The organism is Leptolyngbya sp. BC1307 (assembly GCF_002286735.1).
Taxonomy (GTDB): Bacteria; Cyanobacteriota; Cyanobacteriia; order Phormidesmidales; family Phormidesmidaceae; genus Phormidesmis.
On the sequence record NZ_NRTA01000015.1, the window covers coordinates 1 to 22,498 of the forward strand.

At 52.6% G+C, this 22,498-nt stretch carries 21 protein-coding genes; 11 read left to right on the plus strand and 10 right to left on the minus strand.

The window, feature by feature from the left end; all coding sequences use genetic code 11:
• The first annotated feature begins 361 nt into the window (after positions 1-361).
• Together CKL79_RS10500 and CKL79_RS10505 are read left to right on the plus strand one after the other, a co-directional pair.
• Positions 362-715: a cupin domain-containing protein gene (locus CKL79_RS10500; RefSeq protein ID WP_121969539.1), complete on the plus strand. Its 354-nt coding sequence runs from the start codon at positions 362-364 to the stop codon at positions 713-715.
• A gap of 45 nt (positions 716-760) precedes the next feature.
• The gene (locus CKL79_RS10505) at positions 761-1,933 is read left to right on the plus strand and encodes a hypothetical protein (protein WP_121969540.1); all 1,173 of its coding nucleotides are present in this window, start codon (positions 761-763) and stop codon (positions 1,931-1,933) included.
• Positions 1,934-2,010: 77 nt separating this feature from the next.
• On the opposite strand, the gene CKL79_RS10510 is transcribed toward CKL79_RS10505, so the two are convergent.
• Complete coding sequence (locus CKL79_RS10510; protein ID WP_121969541.1) at positions 2,011-2,544, minus strand: toll/interleukin-1 receptor domain-containing protein; 534 nt, start codon at positions 2,542-2,544, stop codon at positions 2,011-2,013.
• Positions 2,545-2,558: 14 nt separating this feature from the next.
• On the opposite strand from CKL79_RS10510, the gene CKL79_RS10515 reads away from it, so the two are divergent.
• Entirely contained in the window at positions 2,559-3,341 is a 783-nt protein-coding gene (locus CKL79_RS10515) for an N-formylglutamate amidohydrolase (protein ID WP_121969542.1), read from the plus strand.
• A gap of 8 nt (positions 3,342-3,349) precedes the next feature.
• Here CKL79_RS10515 and CKL79_RS10520 read toward each other — a convergent pair whose 3' ends face one another.
• From CKL79_RS10520 to CKL79_RS10535, 4 genes are all read right to left on the minus strand, one after another.
• On the minus strand, positions 3,350-3,895 hold the full coding sequence (locus CKL79_RS10520; protein WP_205879053.1) for a hypothetical protein: 546 nt from the start codon (positions 3,893-3,895) through the stop codon (positions 3,350-3,352).
• 400 nt (positions 3,896-4,295) lie between these two features.
• Positions 4,296-5,516 carry a type II secretion system F family protein gene (locus tag CKL79_RS10525; protein ID WP_121969544.1) on the minus strand — a complete coding sequence of 407 codons (1,221 nt, stop codon included), beginning with the start codon at positions 5,514-5,516 and terminating at the stop codon, positions 4,296-4,298.
• 190 nt (positions 5,517-5,706) lie between these two features.
• The gene (locus CKL79_RS10530; RefSeq protein ID WP_121969545.1) at positions 5,707-6,825 is read right to left on the minus strand and encodes a type IV pilus twitching motility protein PilT; all 1,119 of its coding nucleotides are present in this window, start codon (positions 6,823-6,825) and stop codon (positions 5,707-5,709) included.
• Positions 6,826-6,954: 129 nt separating this feature from the next.
• A complete protein-coding gene (locus CKL79_RS10535; RefSeq protein ID WP_121969546.1) occupies positions 6,955-8,964 on the minus strand; it encodes a GspE/PulE family protein in 2,010 nt (669 codons plus the stop codon).
• 345 nt (positions 8,965-9,309) lie between these two features.
• Between CKL79_RS10535 and grpE the strand changes: the two genes are divergently transcribed.
• From grpE to rsgA, 5 genes are all read left to right on the plus strand, one after another.
• Entirely contained in the window at positions 9,310-10,017 is a 708-nt protein-coding gene (gene grpE, locus CKL79_RS10540) for a nucleotide exchange factor GrpE (protein ID WP_346427058.1), read from the plus strand.
• A gap of 187 nt (positions 10,018-10,204) precedes the next feature.
• The gene (dnaK, locus tag CKL79_RS10545; protein ID WP_121969547.1) at positions 10,205-12,220 is read left to right on the plus strand and encodes a molecular chaperone DnaK; all 2,016 of its coding nucleotides are present in this window, start codon (positions 10,205-10,207) and stop codon (positions 12,218-12,220) included.
• A gap of 240 nt (positions 12,221-12,460) precedes the next feature.
• Entirely contained in the window at positions 12,461-13,591 is a 1,131-nt protein-coding gene (dnaJ, locus tag CKL79_RS10550) for a molecular chaperone DnaJ (protein ID WP_121969548.1), read from the plus strand.
• Entirely contained in the window at positions 13,584-13,829 is a 246-nt protein-coding gene (locus tag CKL79_RS10555; RefSeq protein WP_121969549.1) for a sulfurtransferase TusA family protein, read from the plus strand. The genes dnaJ and CKL79_RS10555 overlap by 8 nt, the downstream gene beginning before the upstream one ends.
• The gene (gene rsgA, locus CKL79_RS10560; protein WP_121969550.1) at positions 13,826-14,998 is read left to right on the plus strand and encodes a small ribosomal subunit biogenesis GTPase RsgA; all 1,173 of its coding nucleotides are present in this window, start codon (positions 13,826-13,828) and stop codon (positions 14,996-14,998) included. Before CKL79_RS10555 ends, rsgA begins: the two co-directional genes overlap by 4 nt.
• Positions 14,999-15,001: 3 nt before the next feature.
• On the opposite strand, the gene CKL79_RS10565 is transcribed toward rsgA, so the two are convergent.
• The gene (locus tag CKL79_RS10565; protein WP_121969551.1) at positions 15,002-15,391 is read right to left on the minus strand and encodes a RidA family protein; all 390 of its coding nucleotides are present in this window, start codon (positions 15,389-15,391) and stop codon (positions 15,002-15,004) included.
• A gap of 17 nt (positions 15,392-15,408) precedes the next feature.
• Positions 15,409-16,857 carry a cysteine--tRNA ligase gene (gene cysS, locus CKL79_RS10570; RefSeq protein ID WP_121969552.1) on the minus strand — a complete coding sequence of 483 codons (1,449 nt, stop codon included), beginning with the start codon at positions 16,855-16,857 and terminating at the stop codon, positions 15,409-15,411.
• A gap of 218 nt (positions 16,858-17,075) precedes the next feature.
• On the opposite strand from cysS, the gene CKL79_RS10575 reads away from it, so the two are divergent.
• Both CKL79_RS10575 and CKL79_RS10580 read left to right on the plus strand, forming a co-directional pair.
• Positions 17,076-18,254, plus strand: a complete 1,179-nt coding sequence (locus CKL79_RS10575) for a GTP-binding protein (protein ID WP_121969553.1) — start codon at positions 17,076-17,078, stop codon at positions 18,252-18,254.
• Between the two features lie 128 nt (positions 18,255-18,382).
• Entirely contained in the window at positions 18,383-19,159 is a 777-nt protein-coding gene (locus tag CKL79_RS10580; protein WP_121969554.1) for an HAD family hydrolase, read from the plus strand.
• A 15-nt stretch (positions 19,160-19,174) separates the two neighbouring features.
• Here the strand turns inward: CKL79_RS10580 and mreD are convergent, their stop codons facing one another.
• From mreD to CKL79_RS10595, 3 genes are all read right to left on the minus strand, one after another.
• On the minus strand, positions 19,175-19,735 hold the full coding sequence (gene mreD, locus CKL79_RS10585; protein ID WP_121969555.1) for a rod shape-determining protein MreD: 561 nt from the start codon (positions 19,733-19,735) through the stop codon (positions 19,175-19,177).
• 81 nt (positions 19,736-19,816) lie between these two features.
• Positions 19,817-20,611: a rod shape-determining protein MreC gene (gene mreC / locus CKL79_RS10590; RefSeq protein ID WP_121969556.1), complete on the minus strand. Its 795-nt coding sequence runs from the start codon at positions 20,609-20,611 to the stop codon at positions 19,817-19,819.
• A gap of 172 nt (positions 20,612-20,783) precedes the next feature.
• Positions 20,784-21,791, minus strand: coding sequence for a rod shape-determining protein (locus tag CKL79_RS10595; RefSeq protein WP_121969557.1), 1,008 nt, complete (start codon positions 21,789-21,791; stop codon positions 20,784-20,786).
• A 330-nt stretch (positions 21,792-22,121) separates the two neighbouring features.
• Between CKL79_RS10595 and CKL79_RS10600 the strand changes: the two genes are divergently transcribed.
• The gene (locus CKL79_RS10600) at positions 22,122-22,481 is read left to right on the plus strand and encodes a single-stranded DNA-binding protein (RefSeq protein WP_121969558.1); all 360 of its coding nucleotides are present in this window, start codon (positions 22,122-22,124) and stop codon (positions 22,479-22,481) included.
• Positions 22,482-22,498: the final 17 nt, after the last annotated feature.

A 22,498-nucleotide genomic window follows, 5' to 3' on the forward strand; every position in this document is an offset into this window, starting at 1 on the left:
AACTGCCTTGCGTCATCGAGGTAAGCCTCATGCCACAACTCCACAATAGCCTGCTGCCAGGCGATTGAATAGGCATTCCTCATAATGAGAATTGCTGTAGTTATTAAGACAGCAGACTGCACTATCTCCCTTCCGATTGAGAGAGTTATCTCCTGTGAAGGAAGAAGAGTGATAGGCGATCGCGGTAGTCTCATAGATGAATAGCGAAATAAATCAGCCAGCGTGATTCGGTAGCTTTGCCTACTAGCGCGGAGCCCTTTGAGGCTTTTCGTATGCGGTTGCTCTCATCCGCCAGGTGATAGGTATCAGGTCTGGAACGTTATTTGAGAGCCCCCTATAGACGACGATTAACCAGGAAACTATGAGTACACAGCCTATGCAAGCCGATAAAGTAACTGTCAACGCCAGCCAAGCCAATACTGGCAAGTTGGGTCAAAAGCTACTGATCAGCGGCGACCTGATCGCCCTGCGCCTCTGGGACGAGCAGCCTGGCGATGGTGAGGACAAGTCCGTTCATACCTGCGACTACGAAACCGTTGGCTACGTTATTGAAGGCCGCGCAGAGCTAACCCTAGCGAAAAAGACTATTGTTTTAGAGCCGGGTGTCTCCTGGGTAGTGCCACAAGGCGCTGAGCATTCTTATCGCATTCTAGAGCCCTTTCGCGCTGTAGAAGCGACCCATCCCCCCGCTAGAGGCTACCGCGACGGCAAGTAGACTCTTCTCTCGCCTACGGCCCCATTGTCTCTTCAGAGGAACCTTATGACACTGCTATCAAGAACAGAACTACAGTCGCTTTTAACTGGCCAAAAGCCGCCTTGTGTCTCTATTTACCTACCGACTCACAAAGCAGGCAGAGAGATTCGGCAAGACCCTATCCGTCTAAAAAATCAGCTGACTCGGGCTGAAGAACTTTTAGGCCAAGCGGGTATTAATTCGACAAAAAGCCAGCAATTGCTCAAATCTGCCGCTGCTCTGTTAGAAGACCAAGACTTTTGGCAGCACCAAGAAAATGGTCTGGCCCTGTTTATCACATCAGAACAGCTGCGCTATTACCGCGTGCCGTTGGAGCTAGAAACGATGACGGTAGTGAGTGACCAGTTTCAGGTGAAGCCGTTGCTACCGCTAGTTACCGATGATGGACAATTTTATGTGCTTGCGGCTAGTCAGAACAAGGTAGCGCTATATCACGCGACTCGCGACAGTGTGCAAGCCGTAGATTTGGGTGATACGCCTCTAAGTGAGGCGGTGGCTCTGCGTTATGACGACCCAGAAGAGTCTTTACAGGGGCACAGCAGCAATCGCGGCGGTGGTCAAAGAACGTTTCACGGACAGGGCGGCGGCAAGGATTCCGAGAATTCCGATATTCTCAGGTTCTTTCACCTCGTGAGTGACGGTGTTGAAGACGTACTGGCCGGGCAGAATGTGCCGCTAGTGTTTATGGGTGTAGACTTTCTATTCCCGATTTACAAAGAGGCCAATAAGTACCCTCATCTGTTGGATGAGGCGATCGCCTTTCAGCCCGACCAGCTCAGCCCCAAAGAAATCCGCGATCACGCGCTGAAAGCCGTAGAACCATATTTCACCGCCAGTCGCAAAGCCGTTGTCGAACAATACGGCAGCTTGAAAAACAATAGTCAGGCGACTGCTGACTTAGAGACTATCCTAACGGCTGCTCACGATGGTCAGGTAGACACACTTCTCATTGCCACAGACGCTCAGCGGTGGGGCAGTTTTGATGCCAAAGCACGCAAAGCAACTCTCTACGACGGGAAGACGGTTGAGAGTCAAGACCTAATTAATATGGCCACTGTTTTGGCCCTGTTTACTGACGCTAAGGTATACGTGATAGACCGCGATGAAGTGCCCGAAAAGGCTGACGCTGCTGCGACGTTGCGCTACCCCATTTTGGCCCCTGAGCTAGTCGGCGCGTAGGCCAAGGCAAGACGCTCTAAGCAAAGCAACTTAGACATACACGAGGACACTACTTCAAAAGCAGGTAGTGTCCTTTGTTATCGAGGATAGTGTTGATTGGTCTGAGTGGCGCTGTTACCATCACCAACGACAATCTGACTATTATGGGCACTGCCGCCGATAGAGATGTGGCGATCGCCCCTACCTGCCATCTGGCCCAGCTCTACAGACGACGGCTTGTCCGACCCGATCTGATGCAAATCTCGCACCAGCGACATCAGCCCCAGCGTATAGTCAGATTCGGCAGTGAGATCGTGATAGTGCAAACGGCTCAGCTCTTCTGGAATAGCGGACTCTGCTACCCGCAGCGGCAGTACTGGTTTCTCAACCATTTGAGCCATTTCCCACTCCCACGCCACGTACTGGGAATCGGCTGCACTTGGTGTAAGCAGCACTAGCACCGCGTCAACCTGTCTGATAGCTGCCCTTAGCTGTTCTTTCCAGGCTTGCCCGCCCTGCATATTTTCAATATCTTGCCAGACCGTAAATCCGCTACGGTTCAATTCGGTGCGCAGCCGGGCAGCGGCATTAGCACCGTCAGCGCGGGCGTAAGATAGAAATACCTGAGTCATGAGAACCCCTGCTTTTGCCAACCGACTTGTTTACCTTACTCACCCCGCCAGGGCAGGTGCTGCCAATTGTAGCCAATTTGCCTCACAGCGGCCTACAGCTACCCCCGGATATTGCCAGGCAGTTCATTCCTGAGCAGCTGCGCCGCCTGCCTAACTCTGACTGGCATCTACAGCAACTCTATAGTTTTTTACCCAGCTTGGGTATCACCGTTTTGCAGGCTAACTACAGCCGGTACGTCGTCGATCTAAACCGGGCACTAAAGCCACCTTTGTTCGGCTCTTTTTGGTCGGCGGTCGTGCCAGAGCAGACAGCGTTCAAGCAGCCTATCTACGTGCAGAAGCCTACTCCATCAGAAGTGCGATCGCGCATCGACCAGTTCTACCAGCCCTACCACCATCAGCTAACAGCCCTGCTCAACGAAAAAGTCGCCCAGTTCGGCAAAGTCTACCTGCTAGATCTACACAGCTTTATGGGGCTGATTACCGATGATGTTTGTCTAGGCAATGCCAATGGCGAAAGCTGCTCAGCCGCTCTGATTGACCAGGCCGCTGATAGCTTCGCTCAGCAGACGTATCAGGTCGTCAAAAACAAAGTCTTTACCGGTGGCTTTATTACCCGGCACTACGGTCAGCAGCCCAACGTCGAGGCGTTACAGATTGAGATTCGTTATCCCACCTATCTACCCGACGATCAGTTAGAGGTTGATAATATCCCGCAGTGGCAAGGGCCAAAGTTTGAACAGGCGCAGACTAAGCTCAAGCAGGTATTGGAGGCGATCGCTCTCATCTGCCGCTGAAACGCCTGCTAAGAAAAAATCTGCGAAAGCGATCGCCCCTCAATCCACCCCCCAATCAGTCCGCTCAGTCCCCAACCCGTCATCCACCCCAGCGGCAGAGCCTCAATCGCTCCCGAAAGCTCCGGGCCCAGCGGCAATACCGTATGAGTTACAACCACAGCCGTTATCAAGCTGACTACAATAGCGATCGCCCCCGTCCAAATCCACTGCTTATACGGCGCAGTGCGTCTAGTCAGCGTCAGACATTGAATGCTGCTACGAATCGCGCCTGCCAATAGAAACGCAGTAAGCAGTGTCGACAAGACAGTCACATCGTCCACCCAATTATTATTTGCCAGGTAGCTTGAGTCTAGATAGGCCCCTAGCAGCATCGCAAATAAGAACAAAACGGTAAATGCCAAGTAGCCGCCAACAACGGTTGCCAGTAGCCACTGCCAGGCCTTAGTCACATATCGCCGCAAGACTACCCACTGACCAATGCTTAGCCACAGCGGGCACAGAGCGGGCATAGCAACCGAGGCAGTCAGTAGCGCCACGCCGTCGCCGCTGCCCACTGAATGACGAACCTCTGACCCAAGGGCTGAGTCATGATCATAAGCATCAGGGGTGAGGCAAAAGTCTAACAAGCAATTGTCGCCAGATCTGGCAACTTAAAAAGCATAGAGCAAAAAACCGAATGTGCTTTTTAATGCAGCCACTTTTAGGCAATCACTCTGAGGCAAAAAACGTCAACCCTATGCACTGCTACTTTTTAGCATGATTGTGATAAATCCCTGAGAAACAATTGACACACTGAAGAAAATGGTTGGACGCCAATTTTCATTTTCAGCAGTCGCCGCTTACCCAAAAAAATGGCTGTTGCCGGTGTTGGGTGCGAACCCATGCCAGCAACAGCCCTTCCATCTGACTAGACCCGTTCAGCGTGAGTAAAACGCAGCCTTACGAGTACTGACGCTAGCCCAAGTGATCCATCACTGAGAACATCGGCAGGTACATCGCCACCAGAATTGAACCCACCATCCCGCCTAGCACCACGATCATAATCGGCTCCATAATGCTGGTGAGTGCCTTCACCGCCTGCTCTACTTCGTCCTCATAAAAATCTGCTACCTTCATCAGCATCTGGTCGAGTTCACCCGTTTCTTCACCGATGCTGATCATCTGAATCGCCATCACCGGAAACACGCCATGCTCTTGCAAGGCAATGCTGATCATCCCACCCGACTGAATCTCTGTTTGAGCCGAGTTGATAGCATTTGCAATCACCTGATTGCCCGACGTATCGCGAACAATTTCCAGCGCTGTCAAAATCGGCACCCCCGAACGCGACAGCGAACCAAAGGTACGGCAAAATCTGGCCGTTGCCGACTTCTGTGCTAAGTCACCAAATAGCGGCATTTTCAAGAAAAAGCCATCCATCGTCACCCGACCCACAGGCGTCTTGTAATACTGCTTATAGACAAATACCAGTACGGCGATAACAGCAACCAGTCCTAAGCTGAGATACCAGGTACGCAGCATCTTACTAATAGCCATGAGCGCCTGGGTAAACAGCGGCAGCGGTGCGCCCAAATCATCAAAAATATCAGCAAAAATCGGCAGCAAAAACACCGTCATGCCGATAAAAATGGTGGTTGCTAAAAAGCCTACCGTCACTGGGTAAGCCATTGCTGACTTGATCTGGTTCTGTAACCGGTTGAGGTCTTCGAGCAGCTTTGCCAGCCGGTTTAATACTTCATCTAGTACACCGCCTACTTCACCCGCTTGCACCATACTCACGTACAGATTGTCAAAGCACTTAGGATGCTTCCGCATAGAGTCAGATAGGCTAGTACCCTGCTGCACGTCGGCGTTGATGCCCATTAGGGCGGCCTTGAGCCGGGCGTTCGGGCACTGATCGGCCAAAATGCTAATGCCGCGTACCAGCGCCACCCCCGAGGAGACTAGCGCTGCAAACTGACGCGAAAAGACCGCTTTATCCTTGACGGTGACACTCGTCATTGAGGTTTTGATATCAGCCATACTGAAGCTGAAGCCCACACTCTCTTTAATATCTTGAATGTGCATCCCCTTCTGTGACATCAGGTTACGCGCATCAGAGGGTGAAGCTGCTTCTACTTTCTGGCGAATAGCTTTACCAGTATTATTCCGGCCAATGGCAACGTAGGTAGGCATGGGGTTTCTCTCTTTTTTAGTGGCTGAAGTGTGAGTGGCTGAAAGGTTCTAAAAGGCGCAAAGTAGTTACACGCCTCACAATCGAAAGGCTATAGCGTCTGCCAAAGCAGAAGTCCGATTGGTTGTGGCTTCGACTACGCTCAGCCAGAGAAAGATTCTGGTTGCCGGACTTATGCTAAACACTGCAAAATTACTGACGAGCGCCTGCTTTAGCCCCGGCCTTGGCAGCCCCTGGTTTATCGCCAATTAGCCGCTGTAGTTCTTCAGGGCGAGAAGTTTTAGCCATCGCCGAGTCGAAACTAATTACGTTCTTTCTATAGAGGTCAGCCAGCGCCATTTCCAAAGTTTGCATAGACAGCCTTCCTCCTGTTTGAATTGCGCCGTAAATCTGAGCGGTTTTACCCTCGCGGATCATATTCGAGATGCCCGGTGTCACCACCATAATTTCTTGCGCCATCACTCGGCCAAATTCACCGGGTTTAGGATTAGCTTTAGAGACTAGAGTTTGGCTCAATACTGCAACAAGTGAGTTAGAAAGCTGGACTCTAATCTGCTGATGTTGGTTGGGCGGGAAAACGTCTACAATTCTGTCTACGGTCTGCGCCGCTGAGCTGGTGTGCAAAGTGCCAAATACGAGGTGACCGGTCTCTGCTGCCGAAATTGCTAGCGAAATGGTTTCTAGGTCACGCATCTCACCAACTAGAATAACGTCCGGGTCTTCTCGCAGCGCGCCTCTCAACGCATTGGAGAAACTTTTGGTGTCTTCTCCTACCTGCCGCTGGTGAATCAGGCTTTTGATGGGCTCATACACAAATTCAATCGGATCTTCTACCGTCAAGATGTGCTCTGCCCGGGTCAAGTTGATGTTGTTGATCATCGAAGCCAGCGTGGTTGTCTTCCCCGATCCCGTAGGGCCAGTCACCAGCACTAGCCCTCTAGGTTTCTCTGAGAGTTCGGTGACAATTGGCGGTAAGCACAGCACATCCATGCTAGGAATTTTAGAGCTTAGCGCTCGCAAACAAGCCGCATAGGTGCCGCGATCTTTATACACGTTCACCCTAAATCGAGCTAATCCGCGTACCCCGTAAGAGCAATCTAGCTCCCAGGTTTGCTCTAAGATTTTTCGCTGCGAGTTGTTCAACATGCTAAAGATTAGCCGCTGGCACTGATCTGCCGACATCGCTGGGTGGTCGGTAGCCGTCAGATGACCGCTCACTCGAATATAAGGCGGGAGGCCGGTAGATAAGTGCAGGTCGGAGCCACCGCGCTCAATGACTTCTTCCATCAAGTCTTCGATCATTAATTCCATGAGATGTTTCCTCTAGTGAGTCGTTGTTGGGTTGTTGTTGAGTGAGCGTGTTGGCTGTTGCTGAAGGAAAAAGCTGGTGAAAGCTTTTGCAGTGTGAGATTAGCGACTTTGGGACACGGCGATCGCCCGCTAGTCCTTATAGCGCGGTGTCAAACAGTAAGGGCAATCCATCCATTCGTGATGTAGCTCAGCAGTGCACTGTGTGCAGGAGAGTACGCTTTTGCGCTTAGCCTTTAGCTCAGCTTCTAACCCTTTGTCGGTAAAGGTTACTCGCTCTACCTCTTCTAAGGTGGTATGGCCCTCCTTAACTAGATTTAAGCTGTAGGCCAGCAGCGTATGCATACCCTCTTCCACCGCTGCTTCTTTGATTTGCTCAGTGGGTGCACCCTCTGAAATCAGCTGCTGCAATCGCTCAGTCACGCGCATAACTTCATACACACCGACCCGTCCCTTGTAGCCGTTGCCCTGACACTTACCGCAAAGCTGACCTGACTCTCTCATTTGGGCAGTTTGGTCACTAGGTACCTGGTTGGCCTTATATAGCGTCATCTCAAAGTCGCCAGAGGCCGTCATGCCAAATCGAGCTAGCTCTTCTGAAGTCGGCTGGTACTCGACTCGACACTCAGGGCACACCCGGCGCACCAGACGCTGAGCTAGCACCCCAATCAAAGAGCTAGACACCTGAAAGGACTCAACGCCCATCTCTCCTAATCGAGAAACCGCACCGGCTGCGTCGTTAGTGTGCAGCGTCGTCAATACCAGGTGCCCTGTTAAAGCGGCCTCAATTGCTGTTTTTGCCGTCTCAGGGTCACGAGTTTCACCCACCAGGATCACATCTGGATCTTGTCGCAAAAAGGCCCTCAAGATAGAGGCAAAGTTCATCCCCTTCTCGCGAATTACCTGCACCTGAGTGATGCCCGGCAGCGCATATTCAATCGGGTCTTCAGCCGTACTGATGTTCACCCCCGGATCGTTACGCTCTGAGAGGACAGAGTACAGCGTGGTGGTTTTACCTGAGCCGGTCGGTCCGGTTACCAGGATCAAGCCAAACGGCTTTTTGGCCATCTCCTGAACGATGTGTAGCGTTTCACTATCGGTGATGAGTTTGTCTAGCCCTAGCTGAGTTGCTGAGTTATCCAAGATGCGCAGCACGACTTTCTCGCCGTAGCGACTGGGTAAAGTACTCACCCGGAAATCGACCTTGCGATTTTGAAAGACTCGGCGAATTCTGCCGTCTTGGGGCATACGGCGCTCGGCGATGTCTAATTCAGAGATGATTTTGAAGCGTGCCGTTACCGCTGGAATGATCTTCTTAGGCAGCGGCGGGAAAGCCTCCTGCAAGACGCCGTCTTTGCGAAAGCGAATGCGTAGCGACTCTTCTTGGGGCTCCACATGGATATCTGAGACATCTTCCTGCAGGGCTTTCACTAAGATCTTGTTGACCAGGGCGATCACTGGGGCCGCGTCCGCATCTTGTAAAGCTGCATCGAGGTCAGCGTCCTCTTCAGCGACAGCCTCTAGGCTGTTGCCATCGAGTTCTAGGTCGTTTAGGTCAGTTCTGACATCGACCGATTTTTCAAGGTCGCGCTTTTTTTCTCTGGCAACTTGTTCGTCCAGGTACTTGGCCATCAGGCGCTGATAGTCATCTACTGTGATCACCATGCGCCGCAGCTTGATGGCTTTTGGCCTGAGAATGCGGTTTAGATCATCTTGCGCCTCTAGATTTTCCGGATCGACCATCGCTACCAATACTGCCTGGTCTTCGGCTTCGCCCGTTTGTGAGAGGGGAATTAAGCGATGACGACGGCAGATATCTACCGGAATGAGATTGCCAATTAAATTGGTAACTTGAGCATCTGATATGTTTTCTATTTCGGGGTCGAGAGACTCAACACCGTAGATAATTTTGAGTTCAAAAAGCTGCTGCTTTTTATACTGACGCAGTAGCTCTGGCGATAGCTGCTGCCCGGCTATCGTCTCCAAAACATCGGTGAGCGCGCGGCCTGATTTACGGCTTTCAACCAGGGCTTGCTGCATCTGACTGCCGTCTACAAAGCCTGCTCGAATCAGCTGATTGCTAAAGGGCGAAAAGCTCTTTTGTAAGACGAGGGCCTTTCGCGTGGATGAGGAGTTTGTCATGGTCGATGCGAAAAAATCTCACACCAGTGTGCCCACAAAGCCCAAACCAATACCCGGCCTCATCCTCAATTCGTAACTGCGCAGCTAGCGTCTTCGGCTTGAGCTGTGGCTATGTAGCGTTGGCAGGCGATCGCGCTGGGAGGAAAACCCACTACGGAAAACCGCTCCTCAATTGCTGCTTCAGACCCTAATATAGACAGGGTAAATAGGCTCAGCTAGTATTTGTCTAGCCCACACCTGTCTGAAGTCTGATGCTTTAGTGCTTTAGATGGGAGGGGACGCATGCCAGTCACTGACGCTGAGCTGCTGGGAGCGAAGAGTTTGAGTGGAGAGTTTGACAAAATGATGGACGCAGATACAAACGATAACCAGCCGGGCACGAACCCAGACCCGGAGAATATTGAGGAGCTTCGCGCGGAGGATGCCTCAACTGAAATTGACTTTGATAAAGCCTTTGAGACAGATGCCCAAGGACAGACAGGTGAAGCCTCAGGGCAGCAGTCGGAGGATATTTCGGCAGAAGATGCGTTTGCGGCTGAAGCCAGTGCCCAAGAGGAGCTGCAGCGTCAGGTCAGCGAACTAAAAGCTCAGCTAGAAGATCGCACCGGGCAGTTTACCCGGCTGACTGCCGATTTTGATAACTTTCGCAAGCGCACCGCTAAAGAACGGGAAGAGCTAGAGGTCAAAGTCAAGTGCAATACCATTAGCGCCATGCTAGAGGTGGTGGACAATTTTGAGCGGGCCCGGTCGCAAATCAAGCCTCAAACTGAGGGCGAAATGGCCATTCATAAGAGCTATCAGGGGGTTTATAAGCAGCTAGTCGATGCCTTTAAGAAGCTAGGCGTATCGCCTATGCGCTCGGAGGGGCAAGAGTTTGACCCGAATTTGCATGAGGCGGTCATGCGTGAGCCGACCGATCAGCATCCGGAAGGCACTGTTATTGATGAGTTCGTCCGTGGGTATGTTTTAGGAGAGCGTGTCTTACGTCATGCCATGGTCAAAGTGGCCACGCCGCTAGATCCTTCTGCTGAACCCAGCGATCCTTCATCCTAGGTCTATGACTTGGCGATCGCAAATCCAGGTTCAGTGCTGACTAGAGTTAGTCATGAAGGCTGTCGCGGCGTAGCGCAATGACTTGAGGTGACGGCATTTTGCCTCTCTGCAGCGGCTCCAAGCGGCTGTCAGGAGACAGTTTGACGTGCTCGCAAGCGTCCTTCATTTAGCATCGTCCGAACGAACTATGGGAAAAGTGATCGGCATCGACCTGGGAACGACAAATAGTTGCGTAGCTGTGCTCGAAGGCGGCAAGCCGGTGGTGATTCCCAATACAGAGGGTGGCCGCACCACGCCTAGCATTGTCGGTTTTGCTAAAGGCGGCGAGCGGCTAGTGGGTCAGTTGGCTAAACGGCAGGCCGTCACCAACGCTGAGAACACGGTACACAGTATCAAGCGGTTTATCGGTCGGCGGTGGGACGATACTGCAACTGAGCAGTCGCGCGTTCCCTACAAATGCACTCGTGGGAAGGACGATACGGTCGATGTGGTCATCCGCACTAAAAGCTTCACACCTCAAGAAATTTCAGCCATGACGCTGCAAAAGCTGAAGCGTGACGCCGAGGCTTATTTAAGTGAACCGGTGTCTCAAGCTGTGATCACCGTCCCGGCTTATTTTACCGATGCGCAGCGGCAGGCGACTAAAGATGCGGGTGCAATTGCTGGCTTAGAAGTGCTCAGAATTATCAATGAGCCAACGGCAGCAGCGCTCTCTTACGGCATGGACAAGCAGGATCAAGACCAGACTATTCTGGTATTTGACCTCGGTGGCGGCACGTTTGACGTTTCGATTTTGCAGCTAGGAGACGGCGTCTTTGAAGTCAAGGCGACCTCTGGCAATAACCATCTGGGAGGAGATGATTTCGACAATTGCATTGTTGCCTGGATGACAGCAGCCTTTGAGCAGCAAGAAGGGGTAGATATTACCAGCGATCGGATGGCGCTTCAGCGGATTCGGGAGGCGGCTGAGAAGGCCAAAGTTGAGCTTTCGACGATGACTAAAACATCGATTAATCTGCCGTTTATTGCTGCTGATGAGACGGGACCTAAGCATTTGGAAATGGACCTGACGCGATCGCAGTTTGAAGAGCTAGCGGTTACCCTGATCCAAAACACCCTAGATCCGGTTAAGCAAGCGCTCAAAGACGCCGAACTCACGGTCACCGATATTGACCGCATTTTGCTAGTCGGCGGTTCGACCCGGATTCCTGCTGTGCAGACGGCCATCACGAATTTTTTTGAAGGCAAAACCCCAGATCGTTCGGTTAACCCAGACGAAGCTGTCGCCCTCGGAGCCTCTATTCAGGCAGGCGTGCTCGGCGGCGAAATCAAAGACTTGCTTTTGCTCGATGTGACGCCGCTCTCGCTAGGCATCGAAACGCTAGGTGAAGTCTTTACAAAGATTATTGAGCGCAATACGACGATCCCCACCAGCAAGAGTCAGACGTTCTCAACGGCAGCTGATGGCCAGACGGTTGTAGAAGTCCATGCGCTACAGGGCGAAAGAGCGATGGCTCGCGATAATAAAACCCTGGGGCGGTTTGAACTCACCGGCATTCCCCCCGCTGCTAGAGGCATTCCACAAATCGAAGTTTCTTTTGAAATTAACGCCGACGGCATTTTACAGGTATCGGCTAAAGATCGGGGAACCCATCGCGAACAAAGTATAGAAATCACCAATCGGGGCAGCTTGACCTCTGCTGAGATCGCTCAGATGCGGGAAGAAGCCGAAGCCTATGCTGGTGAAGATGAAAACCAAAAAGTTTTGGCGGAGCTACAAAACCAGGCTGATTCACTGTTTTACAGCTATGAGTCGGCGCTGCGAGATAGCGCCAGCAGTCTATCGGTAGAGCTAAAAGCCCAAGCTGAAGCTGAAGCCAAGGCACTTAGGAAAGCAGTTGCTGATAAGGCTATTCGGCCAACTGATCTGGCCCAGAAGTTAGAGGCTTTGCAGCAAACCGTCTTTAATATTGGCGCTGGCCTTTACCGTCACGCTAATGGCGAAGATAGCAACTCGCCTATGAGCAGCGAGCCTGCTCGTTCAGCGACTGTCGAATCTGACGAGGTAGCGGCAAACAATAGCCAGGCAGCCCCAGCCATACCTGTGCCGGTATCCCCTATGGCTACCAAGTCTCGTCGCGCCGCCGATGATGAGTTTGATATTGACAGCACGGTTGCGGCTGATTACGAAGCCATTGAATGAAGCCATTGAATGAAGCCATTGAATAAAGGTCGATAGACCATCAATGGTAAGACTGTAAGACTACTTATCGCCGTGCTGACGGCTATCGAAATGAGCCGTCAGCGACGCCGTGTCATGAAAGTAGGAAGTTGAAAGCATAAAGTGGTTGACAAGCCCCCCTATGCATCAGGAGGTTTGCTATACAATGGTCCAATGCGTGTTGATTTGTGACCTGCTAGTTCTCTTTCTGATTGACGTTTTATGGCCCGTGATTACTACGAGACCCTGGGTGTCTCGCGCAATGCCGAGCAAGATGAAATTAAGCGTGCTTACCGCAAGTTAGCCCGTAAGTATCACCCTGATGTCAATAAAGACGAAGGCGCTGAAGAGACCTTCAAGGGCGTCAGCCGGGCTTATGAAGTGCTCTCAGAGCCGGAAATGAGGGCCCGCTATGATCGGTTTGGCGAAGCTGGCGTAGGTGGCGCGGCGGCGGCGGCGGGCGGCGGCTTTCAAGATTTTCAGGATATGGGCGGCTTTGCCGATATCTTTGAGAGCTTTTTCAATGGGTTCTCGGGGCAGCCCGGGCAGCAGCGTCGCCAGGGGCCAATGCGCGGCGATGATCTAAGGCTTAACCTCAAACTCGACTTTAAAGAAGCTGTGTTTGGCGGCGAAAAAGAAATAAGAATCAGCCACTTAGAGACCTGTACGACCTGTTCTGGCTCTGGTGCGAAGCCAGGCACGCGGCCACGTACCTGCTCTACCTGTAATGGGGCCGGTCAGGTGAGACGGGCTACGCGGACGCCTTTTGGCATTTTTAACCAGGTTTCGGCCTGCCCGACCTGCAATGGCAGCGGCGAAGTCGTGGAAGATCGCTGTGAAACCTGCGGCGGCAGCGGTCAAAAGCAGACGGCGAAAAAGCTCAAAATCACGGTTCCTGCCGGGGTTGAAAACGGCACTCGGCTGAGGGTTTCTGGGGAAGGCGATGCCGGTAAGCGGAACGGCCCGGCTGGAGATCTTTACGTCTATTTAATGGTCAATGAGGATGCGAAGTTCAAACGGGACGGTATCAATATCCTTTCTGACCTGAATGTGAGCTATCTGCAGGCGATTTTGGGCTGTGAGCTAGATGTAGAAACGGTTGACGGTAAAGTCGCGATGCAGGTTCCGGCGGGAACTCAGCCCAATACGGTGCTGGCGCTAGAGGGTCGCGGGGTGCCTCGCCTGGGTAATCCAGTCAGCAGGGGCAAACACCTGATTACGGTGAAAGTAGAGATTCCGACTCGGCTAAAGGCAGATGAACGAGATCTGCTGAATAAGCTAGCAGAGGTTCGCGGGGACTCTGTGGGAAAGAATAGGAAAGAGGGGTTCCTGGGGGGACTGTTTAATGGATAGTGCGCTGTCTATTGAGCAGCTAGACCTGAGAGGAACGCCTTGTCCGCTAAATTTTGTGCGGACGAAGCTGAAGCTAGAGCAGATGGCCCCAGGTTCGCTGCTGGAAGTGTGGCTGGACCCAGGAGAGCCGATTGAGCAGGTGCCCGATAGCCTGAAGATGGACGGCTATGGGGTTGAGGCGATCAATGACTGCAGCGAATATTTTGCGGTGCGGGTACGCCGACCGGCAAACCCATGAGCCTGGCTGCTCGCGACCAGCTTTCTCAGCCGCTACCTACGGACGGGCTATGGATAGGAACGGTCACCGCTATTCAGGCTAATTACTATTCAGTGCAGCTAGATGATTCGCTGGCGCTGGCGGCTGTGGCTGAGCAGCGATCGCTCGATTTGCCTTGCCAGCCTGCTTTGCTGTGCATTCGTCGGGGCCTTTTAAAGAAGCTAAATCAGCAGATCATGGTGGGCGATCGCGTTGCCGTAGAAGAACCTGATTGGCAGGGCATGCGAGGGGCGATTACGACCGTCTATCCGCGCCAGACCGCTCTAGATCGACCACCGATTGCCAATGTGGATCAGATTTTGTTGGTATTTGCGATCGCAGAACCGGCCCTCGATGCGCATCAGCTCAGCCGGTTTTTGGTTAAGGCCGAATCGACCGGGCTTGCAATTACGCTGTGCCTGAATAAGCGAGACTTGGTCACAGATGACATCGCCGGCCACTGGCAGCAGCGACTAGTCGGTTGGGGCTATCAGCCGCTGATGGTGAGTATTCGCAAAGACACTGAGCTACAGGCTGATTTGATAGCCGAACTGCAAGACAAAATTACGGTGGTTGCCGGGCCGTCAGGCGTTGGTAAATCTAGCCTGACTAATCGCCTTGTGCCTCAGCAAGGGCTGCGGGTGAGCGCGGTCTCAGGTAGGCTAGGGCGAGGTCGTCACACTACGCGCCATGTGGAGCTATTTGAGCTGCCTATGGGCGGCTTTTTAGCAGATACGCCCGGGTTCAATCAGCCAGATATTGCCAGTACGCCCGAAGCGCTGGGCGATTACTTCCCAGAGATTCGGCAGCGGCGGGCAGTTGCGGCCTGTCAGTTTAGTAACTGTCTGCATCGCGATGAGCCAGGCTGTGTCGTGCGCGGCGATTGGGAGCGATACGAATACTACCTAACGCTGTTAGAGGAAGTAACGATGCAGCAGCATCAGGTTTTTCAGCAGCGGGATGCGGAAGCGACTGAAAAGACCAGAATGGGAGAAGATGGCAAAGCCGTACAAGAGCCCCGGCTAGCGGCAAAAAAATATCGGCGAACCTCTCGCAAAACTCGCAATCAGGCTTTTCAGGAGCTTTGTGTGGATCTATCGGCAGTCGAAGATCTAGAAGATTTGGAAGACCTGGAAGATATCGGTAGATAAGCGCTAACTGCCGCAGTAGACGATGAGATCGATCTCAACATCACCAAACCCAGCTAGCGCCGTGACGCCAACGGTCGTTCGCCCCGGGTGGCGGCCTGCTGTAAAGTAGCTGGCGTAGATCTGATTGACTGCTTCGTAGTAGCGAAAGTCGGTCACAAAAATTCGTGACATCACGACTTTTTCAAAGCTGGTATCTGCATGGGCTAAGACCATTTGTAAATTGGCCATGACGCGCTCAGTTTGCGCTTCAATGCTGCCTTTGACCACTTGCCCGCTGTCGGGGTCTTCGGCGAGCTGACCGGTTACAAACAGAAAATCGCCGGCACGAACGGCGTGAGAGTAAGGGGCAACCGGCGGCAGCTTGCCCTCAGGAAGGTTGATAAATTCCAGCATATGTCGGGTGTTGTGAACTAGCGATGCCAGGTGGTGACGCCGCCCGGCTTGTCGATCAGCGTAATGCCTTGGGCGCTGAGCTGATCTCGGATGCGGTCAGATTCGGCATAGTTTTTAGCTTTTTTGGCGGCGGCGCGCTCGTCTATTAGGGCTTGTATATCGCTGTCGCTAATACCGCCGCCGCTATCTGAGCTGTCTGTCCCAGCTGCTTGAGCTTCCAGCCCTAAGACTTGGGCTAGCTGCACCAAGGTATACCAGCGCTGCTGAAGCAGAGAAGATTCACTGTCGGGGCTGCCTTCGTGAACGATGAGATTGCCCTGACGCTGGAGTTCTTTAGCAAGACCAAATAAGACGGCGATCGCCCCTGGCGTATTAAAGTCATCGTCCATTGACGCTTGAAATTGCTGTAGCGCCTCTTGATCTAATGCTATCTCTGTGTCTGCCCAGTTGAGTGAGCTGCCATATGAAGGCCCAAAGTTGAGTGCCTCATTCAGGGTGGCCCAGCCGTTTTTGGCTGAGGCGATCGCCCCTGCCGTAAAATCTAGCGGCATCCGATACTGAGACTGCAAAACGAACATCCGAACGGCCATTGGATCAGGGCCATCGGGTGAATCAAGCAGGCTGCGGATGGTGGTGAAGTTGCCCAGCGACTTAGACATCTTGGTACCGCCTACATTCACCATGCCATTGTGCATCCAGTAGGTAGCTAGGGGCTGACCGGTGGCGGCTTCGGATTGGGCAATTTCATTTTCGTGATGGGGAAACTGCAGGTCGGCCCCGCCTACGTGGATGTCGATAGTTTCACCGAGGCGATCGCGCACCATCGCCGAGCACTCAATATGCCAGCCCGGACGCCCCGATCCCCAAGGCGACTCCCAGGCAGGCTCGTCCGGTTTCGCGGCTTTCCACAGCGCAAAGTCAAATGGGTCATGTTTGATCTGCTGATCTTCACTGACGCGGCCACTGGCCCCGGCCTGCATATCCTCTAACTTGCGGCCTGACAGCTTGCCATAGCCCTCAAACTTGCGTACCGAGTAATACACATCGCCCTGCGCTGAGTAGGCATAGCCTTTTTGCTCAAGCTCATAAATTAGCCGTTTGATGCCATCAATCGTGTGTGTGGCATAGGTGTACTCATCGGCCTCTAGAATATTCAGCCGCGCCATATCTTCAAAGTAAGCAGCTGTGTAGGCTTTGGCGACTGCCTCCATTGAGGATTTTTCCTGGCGAGCGCGATTGAGAATTTTGTCGTCAATATCGGTAAAATTTTGTACGTAGCGCACCTCATAGCCGCGCCAGGTAAGGTAGCGGCGCACCGTGTCCCACACGATATACGAGCGGGCATGACCCAAATGGCAGTAGTCATAAACCGTCACCCCACAGCAGTACATTTTCACCTGATTAGGCGACAGGGGAGCAAAAGCTTCCTTCTGGCGAGAAAGCGTGTTGTAAATGGCTACGCTCATGAGAATTCGGTAAAAATTTGGGTGCTCAAAGCAGCCGCCTTGAGCCTTCTCATAGTAAGTTGAAACCTGGCTGACCGGCTAACTTTTACGGCTGCTTTTTGAGTCCGCTGTGCTATGAATTCTTTTAATTGACGTAAACTTAAACCCGCAACTCCTAACAGATGCGAGATAATTGAACTCTAAAGTCATTCACACCTGCCCATCATCAGTAGATTTCTATGACTGCTACGACGCCCGCTCCTAATCAGTCAGCGCTTCAGGCAATGGACGCTTCTAAGCATGGCCTGCCTGTGACTATCATCACCGGCTTTTTGGGCAGTGGAAAAACCACCCTGCTCAATCATATTCTGACCAATCAGGAAGGGCTGAAGACAGCAGTGCTGGTGAACGAGTTTGGAGAAATAGGGATTGACAATGAGCTGCTAATCACCACTGGCGATGACAACATGGTGGAGCTGAGCAACGGCTGCATCTGCTGCACTATCAACAACGACCTGCTAGAGGCGGTATACAAGGTTTTAGAGCGTTCAGATAAAATTGACTATCTGGTTGTTGAGACCACCGGATTGGCCGATCCTCTGCCGGTAGCGCTAACTTTTCTAGGCACTGAGCTGCGTGATCTAACCCGCCTGGATTCGATTGTGACCGTAGTCGATGCTGAAAACTACAGCCTGGATTTGTTTAACTCTCAGGCGGCCTATAACCAGATTGCCTACGGCGACATCATTTTGCTGAACAAAATGGATGTGGTCGATGAGGCCGATGCTGACCTACTGGAAGTGAAGCTGCGCGACATCAAGCAAGATGCTCGGATCCTGCGGACCGATCACTCCCAAGTGCCACTGCCGCTGATTCTCAGTGTGGGCCTGTTTGAGTCAGATAAGTACTTTGGCGAAGCGGCAAATACCGTCGAAGGCCACGATCACGCTGCGCATGGGCACGAGGACCATCAGCACGAAGGTCACGATCACTCAGCCCATGAGCATGACAGTGACCACGACGAGCACGCTAACTGCGATCACGGTCATGGTCACTGCGAGCATGACCACGACCACAGCGCTCATTCTCACCTGGATATAGATGGCTTCACCTCAGTGTCTTTTGATCGGGTGCAGCCGCTAGCAATTCGTAAGTTTCAGAACTTTTTGGACAATCAGCTCCCGGCGTCAGTTTTTAGGGCAAAGGGTATCCTGTGGTTTGATGAAAGCCCGAAACGCCATGTCTTTCATCTGAGCGGTAAGCGGTTTTCGCTGGAAGATGAAGAGTGGAACGGTCGTCCTCAGAAGAATCAGCTTGTGCTCATTGGCCAAAATTTGGATGAAAAAGTCCTGCGCGAACAGATTGAAAGCTGCTTTTGTCTTGAATCGGCTGATCGGGGTAAGGGATTTGGCCGGTAAGCGCTGATATTCTCTGGCATTAGTTAATCTGATTGAATTGCAGAAAAACAATCCCCTATTTCAATGAATGGCCTGTTAAGGTAAAGAAGCGTTAAGCTTCTGCAGTAAAAGTTGCCGTTTGCACTACTATGTCTGCCTGTAATTCTTTCCTCTGTGCCGTTCCTTCCAACCTCAGGCATTCTATTGCTAGGCCAGTGGTGTTCTGCGATTTTGACGGTCCGATTGTCGATGTCTCAGAGCGCTACTACCAGACCTATCGCATGGGGCTGGTGGCTATTGAGCAGCAGCATCGGCTCGGCTCGGCTCTTCAGCCTTTGAGCAAGGCGCAGTTCTGGCAGATGAAGCAAAACCGGATCGCTGATATTGAGATTGCGATGAAGTCAGGGCTATCAGCTGCGCTGTTTGATCCTTTTATGCAGCAGGTAGAAAGGATTGTTAACCATCCTAGTCTGCTGCGGTGGGATCGGATACAGCCGACTGCTCAAGCTGCGCTCAAATACTTCAGGCAGTCTGGCGTACGCCTGGTTTTAGTCACGCTGCGTCATCCGAGACAGGTTCAGGAGTTCTTGCAGGCTCAGGGCTTGACGCACTTAGTCGATGAGGTCTATGGTGCTTGCGATGTGAGAGCCGCTCACGCTAACCGGGTGGCGCAAAAGTATGAGCTGCTGGCCGAGGCGATCGCTCAGCAGCAGACCCAGGGCCACCTCACTCAAAACAGCTGGATGGTGGGTGATACAGAAGCTGATGTTTTAGCCGGTCAGTCGGCTGGGCTATCGACAGCAGCGATCGCCTGCGGTGTGCGCAGCGCTAGCTATTTGCAGCAGCTGGAGCCCACAGAACTCTACAGCTGCTTACTCACTGCGGCCCGTGGCGTTGTCAAGGCAGCCATACCTCAGGCAGCATAAGATATAAGACCGCGCTCAATCTTTGAGTCTGTATTTTTCCCACCAGCGCTTGAGCGGGTAGTAGAGTGCAGGTGCCCAAAGGCTGCTGAGAATAGCAGAGCTGAGGGCGACGCGCTGATGGTATTGCCAGATGGAGCCGAGGCTGTTATGCGTCTGCTCGCCAAATAGATGCTGCGCAGTCAGCTGAAGCGCCATACAGGTCTCAGTGATGACAGCTAGACCAAAGACCACTAGCACGACTGAAATCAGATCTTCTGGCAAAAATCGACGCTGCTGCAGGCGAGCTGTTAAAACCCCAGCAATGGTGAGCCCTAGCGCGTGAGTTGGGAAAGGCGCAGTCAGGCCATCTTGCAAAAGGCCCAGAGTAATGCCAGCGATCGCCCCATCTAAAGGCGTGCGGCTAATGCTCCAAACCACGACCCAAATCAGCAGCCAGTTTGGCCCAACGCCCAAGATATCCATACCCGGCAAACGGGTCGGTAAGATCAGCAGACAGAAAAACACTGAGCCGATAGTGACTACCCAGTTCCACAGCTGCTTGCGAGGCCCTGAGCGCCGGGATCGATAGGAAGTCATAGCGTAGGGCCAACGGGGGTATGACCAGAAAAAATACTTAGAGAAGAGGTCTAGAGGAAAGCGATCTAGATAAAAAGATACTTAGGGATTGTCTTCAGTGACAATTTCAGCAGGGGCTGCGTCTACATCTAGTTTGGGTGTGTAGGGATGAATTGTCACCCATTCCAGATTGCTGACCGGTACCGAAAGCTGAATAACGGCCTCTGGCGCTGGACTGGTCCCTAGATCAATCGAAGCAATTCGCCCAATAGGAATACCCTGCGGATACAAGCGGCTAAAAGCGGAAGTGACAATCACATCGCCGGGCTTAACGTCTGGAATCTTCTCAAAAAACTGCATGGTTGCCTGGCTACCGGCTCCCCCCCGAACATAGCCAGTCGAGCGGCTGCGGCTCACCTTTGCCCCAATCTGACTGGTCGGGTCGCTCAGCAGCAGCACCCTGGAAGTGTGTAGGGTAACCGTTGTCACTCGCCCGACTAATCCGCCTGGGCCAGTGGCGATATCGCCAACTTTGACATCGTCTTGGGTGCCTTTATTCAGCGTAATCTGCTGCCACCAGTGGTCGGCGCTACGCCCAATAACGGCTGCTAGCGATGTCGTGTCTAGCTCGCTGCCCTTTTCGTAATCAATCAGCTCGCGCAGCTTTTGATTTTGGTTTTCTAGCTCTACAACGCGCTGCTGCAGGTCGAGCACATAGGCGTTTTCTAATTTTTTAGCGGTGGAAGGCCCACCTGGAAAAGGCCGCGCTATGAGCTGATAGGTTTCGTAGATAAACGTGCCGTTGGTTTGCCGAATACCCCAAGCAGTCCCCACAGCCAGGCAGATAAGTCCGGCTTTGAGGGCGTTTTTCTCCCACCATCGTCTTAAAGTAAACATTGAAGCCAATATATCAACTAATCTCTGAGCGCACTTAAGCGAGTATGCCAGTTAGCCCATCTCAAACAGCCAGGCTGAGCCGGTCGATTCGATGTCATACGAGCATTCTTGAGAGAGAAGGGGCGATACCACCCCGCCTATTTTCTACAGGCCCACCCTACTGAGCGCAATGCTACAGATCACGCGATCTGGCACTGAATACTCGCTCCATCTGGCTGAAGTTTTCGAGCACGCGCCCTGTCCCTAAGACCACACAGCTAAGCGGGTCAGCGGCCACATGCACGACGATTCCGGTCTCGTGTGAAATTAGGGTGTCAAGGCCCTTGAGCAAAGCGCCACCGCCCGCCAGCATAATTCCCCGATCAATAATATCAGCGGCGAGTTCAGGGGGCGTATTTTCTAACGTGCGCTTGACGGCTTCGACAATTACCGATAGCGGCTCGGCCATGCTTTCGCGGATTTCCGGGCTCTTGACGGTGACGGTTCTCGGCAGGCCAGAGAGCATATGGACGCCGCGCACTTCTAACGAAATTTCATCATCATCAGGGCTCGGGTAGGCAGAGCTGATTTTGACTTTGATTTCTTCAGCAGTGCGATCGCCAATCTCTAGATTGTTCACCTTTTTCATGTACTGCTTGATCGCGTCGGTGAGTTCATCGCCTGCTACCCGTACCGACTCGCTGATGACAGTCCCCTGCAAACTCAGCACGGCAACTTCGGTGGTCCCGCCGCCAATATCGACGATCATATTGCCAGTCGGCTCATCGACGGGCAGGCCCGCGCCGATTGCCGCTGCGACCGGTTCGTCAATCAGATAAACCATGCGGGCTCCGGCCTGTAGTGCCGCGTCCATGACTGCCCGGCGCTCGACGCCTGTGACCCCGCTGGGAATACCAATCACGACACGAGGCGACACTAGCGCTTTGTTTTCGTGTACCCGGCGGATGAAGTGTTTGAGCATCACTTCAGCGATGTCAAAGTCGGCAATTACCCCATCTCTCAGCGGGCGAATGGCTCGAATGTTGCCAGGGGTACGGCCTAGCATCCGCTTTGCCTCTTCTCCGACTGCCAAGGGCTTGCCATCGGTTTCATCTATGGCGACCACGGAGGGCTCTTGCAAAACAATTCCCCGACCGGAAACGTAGACCAGGGTATTGGCTGTGCCCAGGTCGATACCCATGTCACGGGAGAGGGATAAGCGATTGAAGAAAGCCACAGGCTAAGGGTTCCTAAGAGATATCGGTTAAAACTTATACGTTTGACGATTCGAATGAATTTTATTACGTTTCATATCAAGCCGTCTAGTTAATTTTGATCGGCGCTGCGCTCTCAGTCAGCGATCGCATTTAATAAACTGGCAGGAATAAACTGTCAAGAATAAACTGGCAGGATTCAGCTTTCTGCCCAGTGAGCGCCTATGAGGATTACGCTGCTCCCAATTGTACAGAGGTGGGGGACAATTAATATAGGTGAATCAGACACTAAGTTAAGTTTAGGAATTTGAATTGTTATGAGCGTGAATGTAGTCACTTTGGTCGGACGGGTTGGACGAGATCCTGAGGTTCGGTATTTTGAATCGGGCAATGTGCTGGCAAAGTGCGGTCTGGCGGTTAACCGGCGATCGCGCAACAACGATCAGCCGGACTGGTTCAACCTGGAAATTTGGGGCAAAACAGCAGAAATTGCCGCCAACTACGTGCGTAAAGGCAGCTTGATTGGCGTAACCGGCTCTCTCAAACTCGACAGCTGGCAGGACCGCAGCACGGGCGCACTGCGAACTAGCCCAGTAATTCGGGTGGCGCAGCTAGACCTACTGGGATCAAAGCGGGACAACGAATCGCCGATGGGGGACAACGACGACGAGTTTTAGAGGTGGCTTCGCGTGAG

Coding starts and splice junctions, on each gene's coding strand:
- CKL79_RS10500 (WP_121969539.1), top strand. CDS start 362: ATGAGTACACAGCCTATGCAAGCCGATAAAGTAACTGTCAACGCCAGC.
- CKL79_RS10505 (WP_121969540.1), top strand. CDS start 761: ATGACACTGCTATCAAGAACAGAACTACAGTCGCTTTTAACTGGCCAA.
- CKL79_RS10510 (WP_121969541.1), bottom strand. CDS start 2,544: ATGACTCAGGTATTTCTATCTTACGCCCGCGCTGACGGTGCTAATGCC.
- CKL79_RS10525 (WP_121969544.1), bottom strand. CDS start 5,516: ATGCCTACCTACGTTGCCATTGGCCGGAATAATACTGGTAAAGCTATT.
- CKL79_RS10530 (WP_121969545.1), bottom strand. CDS start 6,825: ATGGAATTAATGATCGAAGACTTGATGGAAGAAGTCATTGAGCGCGGT.
- CKL79_RS10535 (WP_121969546.1), bottom strand. CDS start 8,964: ATGACAAACTCCTCATCCACGCGAAAGGCCCTCGTCTTACAAAAGAGC.
- grpE (WP_346427058.1), top strand. CDS start 9,310: ATGGACGCAGATACAAACGATAACCAGCCGGGCACGAACCCAGACCCG.
- dnaK (WP_121969547.1), top strand. CDS start 10,205: ATGGGAAAAGTGATCGGCATCGACCTGGGAACGACAAATAGTTGCGTA.
- dnaJ (WP_121969548.1), top strand. CDS start 12,461: ATGGCCCGTGATTACTACGAGACCCTGGGTGTCTCGCGCAATGCCGAG.
- CKL79_RS10555 (WP_121969549.1), top strand. CDS start 13,584: ATGGATAGTGCGCTGTCTATTGAGCAGCTAGACCTGAGAGGAACGCCT.
- rsgA (WP_121969550.1), top strand. CDS start 13,826: ATGAGCCTGGCTGCTCGCGACCAGCTTTCTCAGCCGCTACCTACGGAC.
- CKL79_RS10565 (WP_121969551.1), bottom strand. CDS start 15,391: ATGCTGGAATTTATCAACCTTCCTGAGGGCAAGCTGCCGCCGGTTGCC.
- cysS (WP_121969552.1), bottom strand. CDS start 16,857: ATGAGCGTAGCCATTTACAACACGCTTTCTCGCCAGAAGGAAGCTTTT.
- CKL79_RS10575 (WP_121969553.1), top strand. CDS start 17,076: ATGACTGCTACGACGCCCGCTCCTAATCAGTCAGCGCTTCAGGCAATG.
- CKL79_RS10580 (WP_121969554.1), top strand. CDS start 18,383: ATGTCTGCCTGTAATTCTTTCCTCTGTGCCGTTCCTTCCAACCTCAGG.
- mreD (WP_121969555.1), bottom strand. CDS start 19,735: ATGACTTCCTATCGATCCCGGCGCTCAGGGCCTCGCAAGCAGCTGTGG.
- mreC (WP_121969556.1), bottom strand. CDS start 20,611: ATGTTTACTTTAAGACGATGGTGGGAGAAAAACGCCCTCAAAGCCGGA.
- CKL79_RS10595 (WP_121969557.1), bottom strand. CDS start 21,791: ATGGGTATCGACCTGGGCACAGCCAATACCCTGGTCTACGTTTCCGGT.
- CKL79_RS10600 (WP_121969558.1), top strand. CDS start 22,122: ATGAGCGTGAATGTAGTCACTTTGGTCGGACGGGTTGGACGAGATCCT.